The 16,418-nt window shown below is 71.8% G+C and carries 17 protein-coding genes; 8 read left to right on the forward strand and 9 right to left on the reverse strand.

Features of this window, described 5'->3' with window-relative positions:
* Positions 1–43 precede the first annotated feature (43 nt).
* The 5 genes from ACUKCB_RS02275 to ACUKCB_RS02295 all read right to left on the reverse strand — a co-directional run bounded on the left by ACUKCB_RS02275 (position 44) and on the right by ACUKCB_RS02295 (position 5,036).
* Complete coding sequence (locus tag ACUKCB_RS02275; RefSeq protein ID WP_473038780.1) at positions 44–469, reverse strand: PPOX class F420-dependent oxidoreductase; 426 nt, start codon at positions 467–469, stop codon at positions 44–46.
* On the reverse strand, positions 466–1,860 hold the full coding sequence (locus tag ACUKCB_RS02280; RefSeq protein ID WP_473040895.1) for an adenylosuccinate synthetase: 1,395 nt from the start codon (positions 1,858–1,860) through the stop codon (positions 466–468). The genes ACUKCB_RS02275 and ACUKCB_RS02280 overlap by 4 nt, the downstream gene beginning before the upstream one ends.
* Before the next feature lie 92 nt (positions 1,861–1,952).
* On the reverse strand, positions 1,953–2,942 hold the full coding sequence (locus tag ACUKCB_RS02285; protein ID WP_473038781.1) for a hypothetical protein: 990 nt from the start codon (positions 2,940–2,942) through the stop codon (positions 1,953–1,955).
* A 47-nt stretch (positions 2,943–2,989) separates the two neighbouring features.
* Positions 2,990–4,126, reverse strand: coding sequence for a molecular chaperone DnaJ (locus ACUKCB_RS02290; RefSeq protein ID WP_473038782.1), 1,137 nt, complete (start codon positions 4,124–4,126; stop codon positions 2,990–2,992).
* Positions 4,127–4,214: 88 nt separating this feature from the next.
* Positions 4,215–5,036: an NUDIX hydrolase gene (locus ACUKCB_RS02295; RefSeq protein ID WP_473040896.1), complete on the reverse strand. Its 822-nt coding sequence runs from the start codon at positions 5,034–5,036 to the stop codon at positions 4,215–4,217.
* A gap of 188 nt (positions 5,037–5,224) precedes the next feature.
* Here ACUKCB_RS02295 and ruvC point away from each other — a divergent pair, with 188 nt between their 5' ends.
* From ruvC to ACUKCB_RS02325, 6 genes are all read left to right on the forward strand, one after another.
* Positions 5,225–5,773: a crossover junction endodeoxyribonuclease RuvC gene (gene ruvC / locus ACUKCB_RS02300; RefSeq protein WP_473038783.1), complete on the forward strand. Its 549-nt coding sequence runs from the start codon at positions 5,225–5,227 to the stop codon at positions 5,771–5,773.
* 88 nt (positions 5,774–5,861) lie between these two features.
* Positions 5,862–6,479: a Holliday junction branch migration protein RuvA gene (gene ruvA / locus ACUKCB_RS02305; protein WP_473038784.1), complete on the forward strand. Its 618-nt coding sequence runs from the start codon at positions 5,862–5,864 to the stop codon at positions 6,477–6,479.
* 32 nt (positions 6,480–6,511) lie between these two features.
* The gene (ruvB, locus tag ACUKCB_RS02310) at positions 6,512–7,633 is read left to right on the forward strand and encodes a Holliday junction branch migration DNA helicase RuvB (protein WP_473038785.1); all 1,122 of its coding nucleotides are present in this window, start codon (positions 6,512–6,514) and stop codon (positions 7,631–7,633) included.
* Between the two features lie 326 nt (positions 7,634–7,959).
* Positions 7,960–8,325, forward strand: coding sequence for a preprotein translocase subunit YajC (gene yajC, locus ACUKCB_RS02315; protein ID WP_229826252.1), 366 nt, complete (start codon positions 7,960–7,962; stop codon positions 8,323–8,325).
* A gap of 125 nt (positions 8,326–8,450) precedes the next feature.
* Complete coding sequence (locus ACUKCB_RS02320; RefSeq protein ID WP_473038786.1) at positions 8,451–9,011, forward strand: adenine phosphoribosyltransferase; 561 nt, start codon at positions 8,451–8,453, stop codon at positions 9,009–9,011.
* Between the two features lie 639 nt (positions 9,012–9,650).
* Positions 9,651–11,834, forward strand: a complete 2,184-nt coding sequence (locus ACUKCB_RS02325) for a RelA/SpoT family protein (protein ID WP_191272714.1) — start codon at positions 9,651–9,653, stop codon at positions 11,832–11,834.
* 82 nt (positions 11,835–11,916) lie between these two features.
* Here ACUKCB_RS02325 and ACUKCB_RS02330 read toward each other — a convergent pair whose 3' ends face one another.
* Positions 11,917–12,393, reverse strand: coding sequence for an RrF2 family transcriptional regulator (locus ACUKCB_RS02330; RefSeq protein WP_473038787.1), 477 nt, complete (start codon positions 12,391–12,393; stop codon positions 11,917–11,919).
* Between the two features lie 68 nt (positions 12,394–12,461).
* Here ACUKCB_RS02330 and ACUKCB_RS02335 point away from each other — a divergent pair, with 68 nt between their 5' ends.
* On the forward strand, positions 12,462–13,211 hold the full coding sequence (locus ACUKCB_RS02335) for an SDR family oxidoreductase (RefSeq protein WP_473038788.1): 750 nt from the start codon (positions 12,462–12,464) through the stop codon (positions 13,209–13,211).
* Between the two features lie 60 nt (positions 13,212–13,271).
* Here the strand turns inward: ACUKCB_RS02335 and ACUKCB_RS02340 are convergent, their stop codons facing one another.
* Positions 13,272–13,487: a hypothetical protein gene (locus ACUKCB_RS02340; protein ID WP_473038789.1), complete on the reverse strand. Its 216-nt coding sequence runs from the start codon at positions 13,485–13,487 to the stop codon at positions 13,272–13,274.
* A 151-nt stretch (positions 13,488–13,638) separates the two neighbouring features.
* Here ACUKCB_RS02340 and ACUKCB_RS02345 point away from each other — a divergent pair, with 151 nt between their 5' ends.
* A complete protein-coding gene (locus tag ACUKCB_RS02345; protein WP_473038790.1) occupies positions 13,639–14,562 on the forward strand; it encodes a GNAT family N-acetyltransferase in 924 nt (307 codons plus the stop codon).
* A gap of 111 nt (positions 14,563–14,673) precedes the next feature.
* Here ACUKCB_RS02345 and ACUKCB_RS02350 read toward each other — a convergent pair whose 3' ends face one another.
* Together ACUKCB_RS02350 and ACUKCB_RS02355 are read right to left on the reverse strand one after the other, a co-directional pair.
* Complete coding sequence (locus tag ACUKCB_RS02350) at positions 14,674–15,141, reverse strand: nitroreductase/quinone reductase family protein (RefSeq protein ID WP_473038791.1); 468 nt, start codon at positions 15,139–15,141, stop codon at positions 14,674–14,676.
* A gap of 77 nt (positions 15,142–15,218) precedes the next feature.
* Positions 15,219–16,412, reverse strand: coding sequence for an acyl-CoA dehydrogenase family protein (locus tag ACUKCB_RS02355; protein ID WP_473038792.1), 1,194 nt, complete (start codon positions 16,410–16,412; stop codon positions 15,219–15,221).
* Positions 16,413–16,418 lie beyond the last annotated feature (6 nt).

Here is a 16,418-nt window from a genome sequence, read left to right on the forward strand (position 1 = left end):
CCCGCCCGCAGGGGCGGGGCCCGGTCCGGGCGTGGCCGGTTCGTCAGTCGGTCATGTTCATGGCGGCGACCACCCTGGTCGGGTGGAGCCGCACCACGAGTTCGCCCGGGACGCCGTTGCGGCGGCCGAACTCCTCGGCCCGCTCCGGGCCCATGTACCGCCGGGCGATCGCGGTCGCGGTGCGCAGCAGTTCGGCGGGCTCCTCGGAGACCTCGGCCACGCCCTGGACCTGCACGAAACCGAACGGCGGCTCCTCCAGGTCCACCACCAGCGCCAGCCGGGGATCGCGGGCCAGGGCCCGGCCCTTGGCGGTGTCCCCGCCGGTGTTGAACACCAGCACGTCGTCGTCGAGGGTGAACCAGACCGGCGCCACCAGCGGGCGGCCGTCCGCCGCGGTGTAGGCGACCTTGCCCGTGCGTGTGCCGTGGAGCAGGAAGTCGCGGACCTCGGGGTCGGAGAGTGAGCTCATCGCCCCAAACTAGATCGCCCTCCACGGCTGTTCGAGCCCGACACGCTCAGACCGGTGTACTCCGGTGCCGCGCCCCCCGTACGGGAGGGACGGTGCGCCCGAACCCGGGCGTCGTCCCTGGTCGGGCCGGTGAAGACCGCCTCCAGAGGCAAGTCCAGGGCATCGGCGACGGCCGTGGGTGCCGCGCCCGGGACCGGACGCAGCACCGGGCGGGCGGAAGCCAACAGGCCGGTGATCCGGGCCTGGCGGACCAGGTCGGGGGAGGTCCCCGGAGCGATCCGCAGCGGGGTCCCGTCGGAGAGTTCGTAACCCACGCACCACCGAAGCCCCCGGCCGAGCCGGGCGGGAGCGTCGGCGTGCGTGATCACCAGCGAGTCCACTCCTGCGGTGGCCTCCAGCGCGTACCTGGCCGCGACCAGGTCGAGGTGGCCCACCCGGAACCCGCCCTGCCAGGGGTGGGTGCCGTTGTGCCGGTCGGCCAGCCGCGTGGTGAGGAGCGGGTCCTCGGTGACCAGCGGCCCGGCACCGTGCCGGGTGGTGAAGGTACGCATCACCCCGATCCGGCGCGCGTCGCCCGGCAGCCGGGCCTCCGCCAACAGTGCGAGCGGGTTGACGGTGGTCGTCGTGGACCACGTGGTGTACGGGTGGAAACCGTGCCACTCGTCGAGCAGAACGCCCTGGGCGCCCTCGAACACCACCGGGGTCCGGGCCAGTAACCGGGGCAGGTACCGCTCGTCCACCAGCCGGACCCGCTCCGCGAAGGCCCGGTAGGCGGCCAGGCACTCCTCCAACTCGGGGAGGGGGTCACGTTCCGCCGGGTCTGAGATCCCCGCCCTCTCGGTTCTCCCGGGGGTCTTCTCGACCGGCACCGACTCCAGCCGGTCGGCCAACAGGCCCAGCTTGCGGCGGAGCAGGTGCGGCCGGGCGCAGTCACCGACGGTGGGGGCCTCCTCCGGGTGCTCCAGGGCGTAGGCCATCGTCTCGCCCACCCCCATTCCGCACGAACCGTGCCGCTCCCGGCCGCGGGCCCGTTCCCGGGACCGGTTGGCCGCCGCGTGCCAAGGTGTGCTGATCAGCGCCCGCCGGTCCACGGTGACCAGGGAGAACGGGTCGGCCACCCCCAGGGCGGCCAGGTGCTGGGCCTCGGCGGCCAGCGCGAGGGGGTCCACCACCATGAACCGGGACAGGTGGGTGGGCACCGGGCGGTCCGGGGCGAGCGTGCCCGACCCGAACTGGGCGAACGTGTGGTGCCGACCGTCCGGGGTGACCACGTTGTGCGCTGCCTGGGCACCGCCGTTGGCCCGCACCACCGCGCCGAACCCGCCCCGGGCGCACAGCAGGTCCACGGTCACGCCCTTGCCCGCGTCACCGAACCCCAGGTCGACCACGATCGCGTGTTCCCGGGCGCCCCCAGAGGTAGCAGCCGCCCCGGTGGCCCCGGGGGTTCCGGCACGTTCCGGTACCCGCGCACCCGTCCGTCCGCTCACAGCCGTTCCACCCCCGGGCCGTCACCGGCCAGCCCCTCCACGTCCGAGGACACCGTGACCGCGCCGCGCTCGCGCACCAGCGGCCGCAGCGCCCTGCCCACCACGTCGGCCTGGTCCGAACCGGCGTCGGCCAGGTCCCGCAGCCCCTCCTCCAGGTCGACGGCCTCCTCGCCCAGACCCACCGTGACCGCGATCGTCTCGCAGACCGCGTCCAGGTCGTCCAGCAGGACGAGGTTCTGGCCCATGTGCCGCTCCCAGAACTTTCGGACGCGGTCGTCGCGGAAGTGGTAGCTGCCGGTCGGCATGATGAAGTACACCTCGAACTTGCGCCGCAGTTCCTCCAGGACCGCCGGGAACGCGATGTTCTCGGTCAGGTCGTCGCCGATCACGTCGCGGACCTCGCGTGCCTTCACCGCGCCGTAGGCCATCTCGTCGCCCACCACGAACAGGTAACCCCGCCGTCCCCGCTTCTCCAGGCAGTCCATGGCGGTGTGCCGGGCCATGAAGTACATCGCCAGTTCGTAGGACTCGGTCATCTGACCGCCGCCCCCGCCCTCCAGCAGGATGTTGCCCAGGTCGTCCTCCAGTTCGTTGCCGGACTCGAACTGGCCGACCTGGAGCGGCACCCGGTCGCAGGTGGCGTCGCCGACCGCGCCGAACAGGATCTGCGGGTCCTGCACGTACCCCTTGCGCAGGAGCAGCCCGAACAGGTCGGGGAGTTTGGTCTGGAGGGAGCGCGGCACCCGCCCCATGGAGCCGGTGACGTCGAAGATCACCGAGACCGCGAGCGAGTTCGGGTGCGCGTCGGAGTCGCGGCTCTCCCGTACGGCCACGCCGTGCGGGTCGAGCGAGTCGTGGGCCCGCCACTCCTCGCGCGGGGCCTTGGCGACGACGTCGTCGTGGTAGCCGAAACTGCTGATCCCTGCGGAGTTCCGGTAGGCCTGCCGGGCGCGGTAGGCGTCGGTGGACCAATTGCTGCTTCCCATGGTGTCTCCGTGAGTTGTCGGGTGCCCCGTGAGGGGACGGTCGGGCATCAGGCCGGTGGGGTCCGGTCAGGAAGGCGGAAGGGGCGGAAGCGGCGCGGCCCGAAGCACCGCTCCAGTGCCTCGTCCAGCTCGCCGAGCAGTGTGAACGCGTCGCCGGGCCGCCGCTCGGGCGTGGGCAGCGAACAGCCGCGTGCGAAGGCCCGCAACTGTCGTGGAAGCCGCCCGCCGGTCACGAACTCCACGCACCCGGTGGCCATGTACACGTCGGTGGCGGGCACGGCGGGGCGGCGGGCGGCGACCTCGGGCGGGTACGCCTTCTCGCGGTGCGGCACCATCGCGGGGACATGCGGTGCGGTGCGGGGCTCGGCGAAGGTCACCGAGTAACACCAGTCCACGAGGACGAGCCCGTGTGCCTGCGGATGGATCAGGACGTGTTCGGGGACGACCGCTCCGTGCACGACCCCGGCCCGGTGCGCGTTGCCCACGGCCACCAGCAGCCGGCGCCACATCCAGGCGGCGTCGCGGGGGTCGATCCCGTCCGGGTGGGCCCGCCGCACCTCGGCCAGGCTGTGGAAGCCGGTCAGCCGGCCCAGCACGTTGCCGCGCCGCTCCACTCCGGTGGCCGCATCGCGGTGCCGGACCGACTCCACCAGCTCGGGGACGAAGGCGCGGTAGTGTTCGGCTCCGAGTTCCCGGACACGGCGCAGTGCGGTGGCCTCGGCCAGGATCAGGTCGTTGTCGCGCGGAGCGCGGGGCAGTTTGAGTACCCCGTCCCGCCAGACCCCGCCCGTTCCCGGCCCCTGGGCCCCCTCCCGCCACCGCACCGCGTGCAGGTCCGCGACGTCTCCGCCGGCCAGGGCGCCGCCCCGGCTCACGTGGTAGGTCCGCTCCCGGGTCGTGAACGTGATGTCGTCGAGCCCCAGGCCGCCCTCGGCGGCCTGCCGGTAGTGCCGCCACGCCTCGGTGAGTCGTGCGAACCCGGCCCCGGCCTCGGCAGTGCGGCCGGCGGGCGCGGTGTCGGGGTGGAGCAGTCGGGCCAGACGTCGGTACTCGGCGGTGGCGACCGGGGGTACCGTGCCGCCGTCGGCGGGCAGGGGGCCGAACAACGCGGCCGGATCCGCGGCGAGACCGAGGGCGTGCAGGGCGGCGTCGAAACCGCCTGGGACGTGCTGCTCGGTACTCATCTGCTCTCCCTGCTCATCCGCTCTCCGCGGGGGTGGCACGCACGGTTCACCGGGTGTCCGCTCATCGGGTTCCGCCGTCCGGTGCGGGCTACTGGGTGCCGCGCAGCAGCGGCGGGTGAAGCAGGGCCGCGCCGCCCGCCCGGTACAGCCGGGCGCGTCGGCCTCCCCCCGAGCCTCCGCGGCCGGCCAGTTCTCCGGTGTCCTCGACGAACCCCGGTGTGGCGAGGATCTTGCGGTGGAAGTTGGCGGCGTGCAGGGTGCGCCCCCACACCGCCTCGTACACCCCGCGCAGCTCGGTGATGGTGAACACGGGTGGGAGGAAGGCGGTGGCCAGGGCGGTGTACTCCAGCTTGGAGCGGGCGCGTTCGACGGCGTCGCGGAGGACTCGTGTGTGGTCGAAGGCGAGTTCGTGTCCGGCGTCGGCCCCCTCGCCGTAACCCAGGGCGGTCCAGGGGACCCACGCGGCCTCCGCGGTGTCGCGGCCGGTGCGCGGGTCGGGCAGGTCGGGTGCCAGCACCATGTACGCCACCGAGATCACCCGCATGCGGGGGTCCCGCTCGATCGCGCCGTAGGTGCCGAGCTGCTCCAGGTGTATCTCGGCGGGCAGGGGGGTCTTCTCCGTGAGTACGCGCAGGGCGGCGTCGGGAAGGTCGGGGTCGGCCGGTCCGGCCGCGCCGTCCCGGGCTCGGACGAACCCGCCGGGCAGGGCCCACCGGCCGCGTTGGGGGTGCCGGGCGCGGCGGCCGAGCAGGACGTGGGGGAGCCCGTCGCGGATGGTCAGTGCGACCACGTCCACCGTGACCGCGGCGGGTGCGAACGCGTTCGGGTCGTAGTCGGCCAGGAACCTGTGTTCGTCGGCCGCGTCGTACCCTTCCGCGTCCGGGCGGCCGTCATCCCGTCGCCCGTCGATCCCTTCGGACACCGCTTCCCTCCAGTTGATCTCAAAGTGAGTTTTTCTCGTACTGAGTTGAACTTAGCACCGGTGTATCCTCCCGTCCACCCCCTCCGGCCGACACGCCTCGCCGGGCGGCGGATCACGTCACCGCCCGCCGCTAGCATGGTGCGAACGAACGTTCGAGAAGAGAGTCGGGTGGCGACGTGCGCGTGCTGGGAATCGATCCGGGGCTGACCCGCTGCGGTGTCGGCGCCGTCGAGGGGGCCATCGGCCGTCCCCTGCGCCTCCTGGCCGCCGACGCCATCCGCACCAACGCCGACACCGAGCTCCCGCAGCGCCTGGTCGCCGTCGAACGCGGAATCGAGGAGTGGCTGGACGAGTACGAACCCGACGCCGTCGCCGTCGAGCGGGTCTTCGCCCAGCACAACCTCAGCACCGTGATGGGCACCGCCCAGGCCAGCGGCATCGCCCTGGTGTGCGCCGCCCGCCGCGGGCTGCCCGTCGCCACCCACACCCCCAGCGAGGCCAAGGCCGCCATCACCGGCAACGGCCGTGCCGACAAGAAGCAGGTCGGCAGCATGGTGGCGCGTATCCTCGGACTCGACGGGCCGCCGAAACCGGCCGACGCCGCGGACGCGGTGGCCCTGGCCATCTGTCACATCTGGCGGGGCGGGGCCCAGGCCCGGGTCGCCCAGGCCCAACAGGACTTCGCCCGCAAGGTCGAACTGGCCCGCCGAGCGCGCGGCCGCTGATCCCGCCGGTCCGGACGGCACGGGAAGAAACAGGCAGCAGTACCGCCCCCAGGAAGGAGACGGGCACCCCTCCCGGTGCCCACACGACATGATCGCGTTCCTCACCGGCCGGGTGGCCGCACGCGGCGCCGGCAGCGCCGTGATCGACGTCGGCGGGGTCGGCATGACCGTCCAGTGCACCCCCTCCGCCCTGTCCCGCCTACACGTGGGGGAGGAGGGCACCGTGGCCACCAGCCTCGTCGTCCGCGAGGAGTCCCTCACCCTCTTCGGGTTCGCCGACGATGACGAGAAGAACCTCTTCGAGCAGGTCCAGACCGCCTCTGGTATCGGCCCGCGCATCGCCCTGGCGATGCTCGCGGTGCACAGCCCCGACAGTCTGCGCCAGGCCGTGGCCACCGAGGACACCGCGGCCCTGACCAGGGTGCCCGGCATCGGTAAGAAGGGCGCCCAGCGCATCGTCCTGGAACTGCGCGGCAAGCTCGACGCCCCGGCCCTGAGCGAGGGGAACCTGCCCCCCGTCGACGCTCCGGACAGCGCCCAGCCCAACGGGGCCTGGCGCGGGCAGGTCGTCTCCGGCCTGGTCAACCTCGGCTGGTCCGCCAAGGACGCGGAGGCCGCCGCGTCCTCCGTCGCAGCCGAGGCCGAGGACACCAGCGACGTCACCGTCCTGCTGCGCAGTGCCCTGCGCAGGCTCAGCCGCGCCTAGACCGCCCAGGACACCGGAAAGGGGTGCCCCCCATGTACGAGCGCGACGCCGTCTCACCCGAGGCCGACGTTGAGGAACACCAGATCGAGGGGGCGCTGCGCCCCAAGGCGCTGAGCGAATTCGTCGGTCAGCACCGGGTGCGCGAGCAGCTCTCCCTGGTCCTGCACAGCGCTCAGCGGCGCAACCGCGCCCCGGACCACATCCTCATGTCCGGCGGCCCCGGTCTGGGCAAGACCACCCTGGCCATGATCATCGCCGCCGAACTCGGCGCGCCCCTGCGGATCACCTCCGGGCCCGCGATCGAGCGCTCCGGCGACCTGGCCGCCGTGCTCTCCACCCTCCAGGAGGGAGAGGTCCTCTTCCTCGACGAGATCCACCGGATGGCCCGCCCGGCCGAGGAGATGCTCTACGTCGCGATGGAGGACTTCCGGGTCGACGTCATCGTCGGCAAGGGGCCCGGAGCCACCGCGATCCCGCTCGACATCGCCCCGTTCACCCTGGTCGGCGCGACCACCAGGGCGGGCATGCTCCCGGCGCCGCTGCGCGACCGCTTCGGCTTCACCGCGCACATGGACTTCTACGAGCCCGCCGAGCTGGAGCAGATCCTGCACCGTTCCGCCGGGCTCCTCGGGGCTCCGCTGGAGGCGGCGGCCGCCGGCGAGATCGCGGGCCGGTCCCGGGGCACACCCCGTATCGCGAACCGGCTCCTGCGCCGCGTGCGCGACTACGCCGAGGTCCGCGGGGACGGTCGTCTCACGCTGGCCAACGCCCGGGCCGCCTTGGAGCTGTACGAGGTGGACCCCCTGGGCCTGGACCGTCTGGACCGGGCCATCCTGGACGTGCTCCTGAACCGTTTCCGCGGCGGACCGGTCGGTCTGTCCACGCTGGCGGTGTCCGTGGGGGAGGAGGCCGAGACCGTGGAGGTCGTCGCCGAACCCTTCCTGGTCCGCTCCGGCTTCCTCGCCCGCACACCGCGCGGCCGGGTCGCCACGCCGATGGCCTGGACCCACATGGGCCTCACTCCGCCGCCCGACGCCGCCTTCGGGGCCGCCATGGGTGCCGTCGGCGGGAACACGGGCACCTCCACCGGGAACGGTGGCGACCGGGGCGAGGCGCGACGGGTCGGCGAGGAGCAGGGCGAGGACAGCCCCTGACCGGGGCGCGGAGCCTTCACAGAGGGCTCCGACCCGGGCACAATGAAGCGCGTGCGCGTGAACCGGGGCCGAACCGTTAGCCCCCTGATCTCTGCTGGTGGGTTACTGGTGATCAGCGCCACGTAAACTGTGACGAACGCAGCCAAAGCGGGGCAACAGCCTCGTATGGTGTCGTCCGACGCCGGCGGAACGAGTTCGTGCCCCCGCGCGTTGTACCCACCGGGTACGCTTCCGGCCGCCGTGGCCGGAGCTGCCCGAGAAGGTGGTCGTCGCGGTGTCCGAGCCGACAGACGTCGGCCACAGGAAACGTCAGGAAGGACGCCCCCGTGCAGGGCACTTACATTCTCGCCGACGCTGCCCAGGGAGAGGGCAGCCTCATCGGCATGATGCTCCCGTTCGTGCTGATCCTCCTGGTCTTCTGGCTCCTGTTCTGGCGCCCGAACCAGAAGCGCCGCCAGCAGGAGACGCAGATGCAGAGCTCCCTGCAGCCCGGGGTCGAGGTCATGACCAAGGCGGGTATCTTCGCCACGGTGGTCGAGATCCACGAGCAGGACGTACTGCTGGAGATCTCCCCCGGCACCCGTATCCGGATGCTCAAGGCCGGTGTCGGGGAGGTCATCACCCCCGCCGCCGACGACACCCCGGTCGAGGACCGTCCCGACTTCGGCGACGACGACAAGCCCAAGGGCTGACCGCGGCCGACCCCCGGCGCATCACAGACTTCGGTACCGGCCCCCACCCGGGGCCGGTACCGCTGTTCTTGGCCACGGCCGAACAGCACAGCCGATCGACCCACCAGAAGAAGGCCCCGCCAGCCATGCCCGACGACACCGCGGTCCCGGACGCCCCGGACACCGCCGAGCTCGCCCTCATCGAGGCGAGCATCCGCGACATCCCGGACTTCCCGCAGCCGGGAATCCTGTTCAAGGACATCACGCCCCTGCTCAACGAGCCGAAGGCCCTCGCGGCCGCGGTGCGCGGGCTCGCCGCGCCCTTCCGGGGGGCCGGGATCGACCACGTCGTCGGGCTGGAGGCGCGGGGGTTCATCTTCGGCGCACCCGTCGCCATGGCGCTGGGCGCGGGTTTCGTCCCGGCACGCAAAGCCGGGAAACTGCCCTCGGACATCATCGACCAGGCCTATGATCTGGAGTACGGCACCGCGACCGTCGAGATCCACGCCGACGCGATCACCCCGGGCAGCCGTGTGCTCGTCGTCGACGACGTCCTCGCGACCGGCGGCACCGGCAGGGCCGCGGTGGAACTGGTCCGCAAGGCGGGTGGTACGGTCGTGGGATTCTCCGTCCTGATGGAGCTCTCCGCGCTTCAGGGGCGCGGGAAGATGCCCGACGTGGAGCTGCACACCCTCCTTTCGGTCTGAGGCCGACCTCGCCGCGCCTGTCGCACCCCGCGGGGAATACCGCGACAGGCCGTCCTTGTTGACGTACTCCAGCACTCGGTGTGACGTACCTGGTGACCTGTGTCACTGCGCGTACCTCCGAGTCGGTACCAGGGGACACGAGGGGGCCGGATCGCTCCCCGCGCAGGTGGGGGCGGTCCCACTAGACTGGTGGGAGAGGTGACCGCGGCGGCCGCGTCGATGACTGGCCCTGATGACACGCACGTGCACCGGAGGCGAGCCGGACGGTCACGTCGGCTCCACCGGGCGGATCCGCGGGAGGTAGGCATGCCAAGCGAAGTGGTCTCGACCGGGGCGGTGTCCGAGCAGGGGCCGGGCAGCGGGGCCCCCGGGGTTCCGACGGCCGCCGCCTCCCGTGCCGACGGTCCGGGAGCCGCCGGTGTTCCGGGTACCGGCACGCCTGGAGGGCGCGCGGACGGCCGCGGTGTACCGGCCGGAAAAAGACCACAGCAGGACCGCCCGGAGGGCGCCGCGAACGAAGCGGCGCCCTCCGACGTCTCGGGGCCGGGGGCCCCGGGAGGCCAGGCGGCCTCCACCACACCCTCCACCGTGCGAGTACGCAGAAGGCTCGCCCGACTCGGGGCCCAGCGGGGAGTGACGATGAACCCGGTGCTCGAACCACTGATCAAGACCGTGCGCGCCACCCACCCGAAGGTGGACGTACGGCTGATCGAACGCGCCTACGAGGTCGCGGCCCACCACCACCGTCACCAGAAGCGCAAGAGCGGCGACCCCTACATCACCCACCCGCTCGCCGTCGCCACCATCCTCGCCGAACTGGGGATGCAGGAGGCCACCCTGGCCGCCGCGCTCCTGCACGACACCGTCGAGGACACCGAGTACTCGCTCGACGAGCTCCGCGCGGACTTCGGCGACGAGATCGCCGAACTGGTCGACGGCGTCACCAAGCTGGACAAGGTCAAGTACGGCGAGGCCACCCAGGCCGAGACGGTCCGCAAGATGGTCGTGGCGATGGCCCGCGACATCCGCGTCCTGGTCATCAAACTGTGCGACCGCCTGCACAACATGCGGACCCTGCGCTACCTCCCGGCCAAGGCCAAACGGGAGAAGAAGGCCCGCGAGACCCTGGAGATCTTCGCCCCCCTCGCCCACCGTCTGGGCATGAACACCATCAAGTGGGAGCTCGAGGACCTGGCCTTCGCCACCCTCTATCCCAAGCGCTTCGACGAGATCGCCCGTCTGGTCTCCGAGCGCGCCCCCCGCCGCGACGTGTACCTCCAGGAGGTCATCGAGGCGGTCTCCGGCGACCTGCGCGAGTCCAAGCTCAAGGCGACCGTGCGCGGGCGGCCCAAGCACTACTACTCGATCTACCAGAAGATGATCGCCCGCAACGTGGGCTTCGACGACATCTACGACCTCATCGCGGTGCGGGTCCTGGTGGACAGCGTCCGGGACTGCTACGCGGCCCTGGGAACCATCCACGCGCGGTGGAACCCGGTGCCCGGCCGGTTCAAGGACTACATCGCGATGCCGAAGTTCAACATGTACCAGTCGTTGCACACGACGGTCATCGGCCCCTCCGGCAACCCGGTCGAGCTGCAGATCCGCACCCGTGCGATGCACCGCCGCGCCGAGTACGGCATCGCCGCGCACTGGAAGTACAAGGAGGACCGCAACACCTCCGCCGGCGAGGCCAAGTCCAAGGGCACCGCCGACATGCAGTGGCTGCGCCAGCTCATCGACTGGCAGCAGGAGACCAAGGACCCGGGCGAGTTCCTGGAGTCGCTGCGCTTCGACCTGTCCGTGCAGGAGGTGTTCGTCTTCACCCCCGGTGGTGACGTCATCTCCCTGCCGCAGGGCGCCACCGCCGTCGACTTCGCCTACGCCGTGCACACCGAGGTCGGCCACCGCACCGTCGGAGCCCGCATCAACGGCCGCCTCGTGCCGTTGGAGAACGAGCTCCACAACGGCGAGACCGTCGAGATCCTCACCTCGAAGGACCCCGACGCCGGCCCCAGCCGCGACTGGCTCAACTTCGTCAAGAGCGCACGGGCCCGTAACAAGATCCGGCACTGGTTCACCAAGGAGCGCCGCGAGGCCGCGATCGAGCGGGGCAAGGACGAGATCGCCAAGTTCATGCGCAAGCAGGAACTGCCGGTCAAGCGCCTGTTCAGCGGCGAGACCATCATCGCCCTCTCCAGGGACCTGCGCTATCCCGACGTCGACTCCCTCTACGCGGCCGTGGGCGAGCGCCAGGTCAGCGCGCAGAGCGTGGTCAGCAAGCTCGTGGACTCCATGGGGGGCCTGGAGAGCCACACCGAGGACATCGCCGAGTCCGCGCTGCCCTCCAAGGTCGCCACCACCAGGCAGCGCTCCGGGAACCCGGGGGTCGTCGTGGCCGGCGGCGACGCCGACGTCTGGGCCCGCCTGTCCAAGTGCTGTACGCCCGTGCCCGGTGACGACATCGTCGGTTTCGTGACCCGGGGCAACGGGGTGTCGGTGCACCGCCAGGACTGTGTGAACGCCGCCAGCCTGGACCGCGAGCGCATGGTCGACGTCGAATGGCGGCCCACCGAGGACTCGATGTTCCTCGTCGCCCTGCACGTGGAGGCCCTGGACCGCTCCCGGCTGCTCTCGGACATCACCCGGGTGCTCTCCGACCAGCACGTCAACATCCTCTCCGCGACGGTGCAGACCAGCCGGGACCGGGTGGCGCAGAGCCGGTTCACCTTCGAGATGGCCGACCCCACCCACCTGGGCAGCGTCCTGCGGTCGGTCCGCGGCGTGGACGGCGTCTACGACGTGTTCCGCGTCCGCAACTGAGGAGGCCGGCCGGACCCGGGCCCCGGCCGGGCCGCTGGCGCGCTCGTGCAGCAGCCGTGTCCGGCCGCTGACGGCGGAGGCGTCAGTCCTCGGTCCCGGTGAGCAGCCGTCGGGTGCGGTCGGGGACACCCGGTGCGAGGGTGCCGACGACGTCCGCCAGGGTGACCGCGGCCAGGCTGGACCGCCATGCCTGGTGGGCCTGGCGCATCGTCACGGCCAGGACGCACGGTTCCCGGCAGTCCTCCTCGGTCAGGGCCCCGCGCCCCTGCTGTCGGATCTCGCGGCACCGGTACGGGTCGGCGGCGCCGTCGACCGCCTCGATGACGTCGAGCACCGTGATCCGGGAGGCCGGCCGGGCGAGTCGGAAGCCGCCCCGCGGCCCCGTGGTCCCGGCCAACACGCCGCCCCGGACCAGGTGTGCGAGTTGCTTGGCCAGGTAGGGGGCGGGGACCCCGAAGTGCTCGGCGAGGCGGCGCGTACTGACGGTGTCCTCCTGGGCGAGCTGGGCCAGGGAGGCGGCGCAGTGCAGCGCCCACTCGGAGCTCTCGGGAAGTTTCACCTGTCCAGTCTATCTGATTAACGCTATTGTGGATCCCTGATATCCGTAATTGATCGGGAGGTCGACGTATGCGTGTTGCGGTGGTCGGAGCCACGGGCCGGATCGGAGCCCTGACACTGGCGGCTCTGCGCGGAGGCGGCCACGAGGCCGTCGCGATCAGTCGCGGCCACGGCGTGGACGTGCTCTCCGGGGAAGGGCTGGACGAGGCCCTGACCGGGGTCGACGCGGTGATCGACGTCCTGAACTGCACGTCGGGGGAGGAAACCGAGAACGTCCGTTTCTTCACGGCCGCCACCGAGCACCTGCTGGCAGCGGAACAGCGGGCCGGGGTGGGTCATCACGTCGTGCTGTCCATCGCCGCCGTGAACCGGGTGCGGGGGAACGCCCACTACGCGGGCAAGCGTGCGCAGGAGGCCGCGGTCGAGGCGGGACCGGTTCCCCACACGATCGTCCCGGCCACCCAGTTCCACGACTTCGGGGCCATGGTCGCCTCCTGGACAGAGACCGACGGTGTCGCCAGGATCGCTCCGCTGCTGGTGCGGCCCATCGCGCCCGAGGACGTCGCGGACATCCTGGTGCGCGTCGCCGCCGGCGAGCCCCGGGGGCGGCACCGGGACGTGACCGGGCCCGGCCCCCAGGACCTGGTCGACATGGCCCGCCGTACCCACGCGGTCCGCGGCCACCGGGTCGAGCTCGTGCCGACCTGGGAGAACGGGATCTTCGACGCCTCCATGGCCGGCAACGTGCTCCTGCCCGCGGCGGACGCCGAGGTGGCCCCGACCTCGTTCGAGGACTGGCTCGCCGCCCAGGCGGGGTGAGCCTCCCGGGGGGCGGTGGCCTGGCCCGGGAGGCTCCGGTCACCGTCCCCGGGCCGGTTCTCAGCTCTGTCGGTCGGCCCCCTTCTCAGGGTTCTTCTGCGCCTTGGCCTCCTTGCCCAGCAGGAAGGCCATGGCTGCGAAGACGACCACGCAGGCGATCAGCATCGGAGTCCGCAGTGCCGGGACCGGGTCGACGGCTGAAATGATCGCGACCAGAGCACAGAACACCCCGGTGACGGCCACGTAGCTGTTGACTCTGCGGTTCTTCTCGGTCATGGGGGGCGCACGCTTTCCGTGTGGGGGGAGTTGCGCAAAGAAGCTACCACCGTGTCCTGTCGGGACCCCGCCTGTCGGAAAAGCAGTGGTGCCCCCGGACACCGGCGGTTAGCGTGAGCCCGCCCGTGTCCCCCACGAGAAGGCAGGCCCCGTGCTCGAACTCCGCCCCCTCCGGGCCGAGGACGCCCGTCCCCTGGAACTGCTCGCCCAACGGCTCTGGCCGCTGAGTCCCCACCCCGGCGGGCTCGGCTGGCAGCTGGCCACCGGGCAGCTCTCATCCGACAACACGGTCCTGGCCCGCCGCGACGGTGAACCCGTGGCCTGGGCCGCGGCCGAGGAGCCCAACGCCCTCTTCCCCCGGAGCCAGATCACCATCCAGGGCGCCTCCGCCGACCCCGGGGCCGGGGCCGCGCTCCTGGACCGGGCGATGGCCCGGGTCGGTGGCGCCGCCGTGGACCTGCTGGTCCTCGACGGCGACGACGAACTCCGCTCGCTCGCGGAGAGGACCGGTTTCGCCGTGGCGGAGGAGAACGTCTTCGGTGAGTGGATGTGCCGGACCGCCACCGAGGAGGACGTCGTCCTGCCGGAGGGCTACCTGCTCCGTCCGGTGCGTGAGGGTGAGCAGGAGGCCCGGGTGGAGTGCCACCGGAGGGCCTGGAAACCCGCCGACCTGCCCTGGCCGGAGCGTGTGGGCCAGGTCGACCCGGACCTGACCAGCCGTTTCAGCCGGGAGCGCTACGACAGCACCCGCGCCGGTCTGCTGTACGACCGTGAACTCGATCTCGTGGTCGAGGCCCCGGACGGTTCACTGGCGGCCTGCTGCGTCGTGTGGTGGGATCCGAGGAACCGCTGCTCCGAGATCGAACCCCTCGGTGTGGTCCCCGAACACCGGCGCAAGGGCCTGGCCGGCGCCATGGCACTGCAGGCCTGCACCCTGACCGCCCGGCGCGGTGGGGACCGGGTGTTCATCAACACCTCGCCCAACGAGGCCTACCCGACCCCGGCCAGGACCTACGCCACGGTCGGCTACGAAACCGTCGAACGCGGAACCGTGTACACCCGGCCGGCCCGCTGACGGTCCCGTTCTTCCTTCGAAAACGACACGGTGGCCGCAACCTCCCCAGAGCCAGGGTGTTGCGACCACCGCTAGAACCCACGGTGCGCCGGGGCCCGTCGTGTGTCCGGTTCAGAGGCGGATCGTCGTGGACCGCACGATCTGGAACACCGGGTGCCGGTCGGCCTCGGCCTCGAACGCCTCGTCCGGTGCCTCCGGCGGGGCGTCGAAGTACGGCCCGACCACCGCGGCCCTGGGGTGGTTCAGGTACTCCCTGAGCAGCGGTGCCGCCTCGGCGGAGCCCAGCTCGCGCACGCTCACCAGCTCGATCCAGCCGCCCTGGCGCAGGGTCGCGAAACCGTCCTTGCGCAGGTTGCGCACCCAGTCGGCCTCCCCGTAGGGGGAGACCAGGTACCGGCCGCTCTCACTGTCCAGGACACTGAGCGGGATGGTGCGCAGGAAACCGGACTTGCGCCCACGCGTCGTGAGCAGGTGCAGCTCCGGCGGGCAGGCCCCGTACTTGACGAAGCCGCTGACGAACGCGTTGGCGGTCCGCCGCAGCTTCGTCATCTCGAACCGCTTCGTCGGTTCGTTCACCATCTTCGGCAACTCCCTCACTCGGATGCTCCCATTGTGATGGTTGTGGGCCTTCGATGGCACCCGTGGCGTGCCTTCTCCTACCGGAACGCGGAGATACCCGTCACCGCCTGGCCGATGCTCAGCGCGTGGATCTCCTCGGTGCCCTCGTAGGTGGCCACCGTCTCCAGGTTCACCATGTGCCGCATCACCGGGTACTCCAGCGTGATCCCGTTGGCGCCGTGGATCCCGCGCGCCGTCCGCGCCACCCGCTGCGCCGCCGCCACGTTGGCGAACTTGCCGAAACTCACGTGGTTGTGGTGGCAGTTCCCCTCGTCCTTCAGCCGACCGATCCGCAGCGCCGCCATGTTGGCGTGGTTGACGTCCACCACCATGTCGGCGAGCTTGCGCTGGGTGAGCTGGAAACCGCCGATGGGCTGCCCGAACTGCTCACGGGTCCGCGCGTAGTCCAGCGCGGCCTCGTAGCAGGCGCGCGCCGCGCCCGCCGCGCCCCACACGATCCCGTAGCGGGCCTCGTTCAGGCAGGAGAGCGGGGAGCCCAGGCCCCCGGAGCCGGGCATCACGGCGTCGGCGGGCAGGCGCACGTCCTCCAGCACCAGCTCCGAGGTGATCGAGGCGCGCAGCGACAGCTTCTTGTGGATGACGTTCGCGGAGAACCCCGGGGTGTCGGTCGGCACCACGAAACCGCGGATGCCGTCCTCGGTGGCGGCCCACACCACGGCGACGTCGGCCACCGAGCCGTTGGTGATCCACATCTTGGTGCCGTTGAGGACCCAGTCCGCCCCCTCCCTGCGGGCGCTGGTGCGCATCGAGCCCGGGTCCGAGCCGGAGTCGGGCTCGGTCAGGCCGAAGCAGCCGATCGCCTCGCCCGCGGCCATCCTCGGCAGCCACTCGTTCCGGTGCTCCTCGGAACCGAACTTGTGGATCGCCGCCATCGCCAGGGAACCCTGCACGGACACGAAGCTGCGCAGCCCCGAGTCCACCGCCTCCAGCTCCCGGCAGGCCAGACCGTAGGCGACCGCGCTGGAGCCGCCGCAGCCGTACCCCTCCAGGTGCATGCCGAGAACGCCCAGGTCGCCGAAGGCCTTGGCGAGGCCGCGCGGGTCGGGGATGGTCCCGGCCTCGAACCAGTCGGCGACGTTCGGCAGGAGCTCACGGGAGGAGAAGCCGCGGACGGCGTCCCGGACGTCGCGTTCGGTGTCGGACAGTTCGGCGTCCACCGCCAGGAAGTCGAGGGGGTCGGGGGCGGCGGCCTTGCGCTGGGAGTCGCTCATGGTGGG

This window comes from Nocardiopsis moroccensis, from assembly GCF_055763695.1.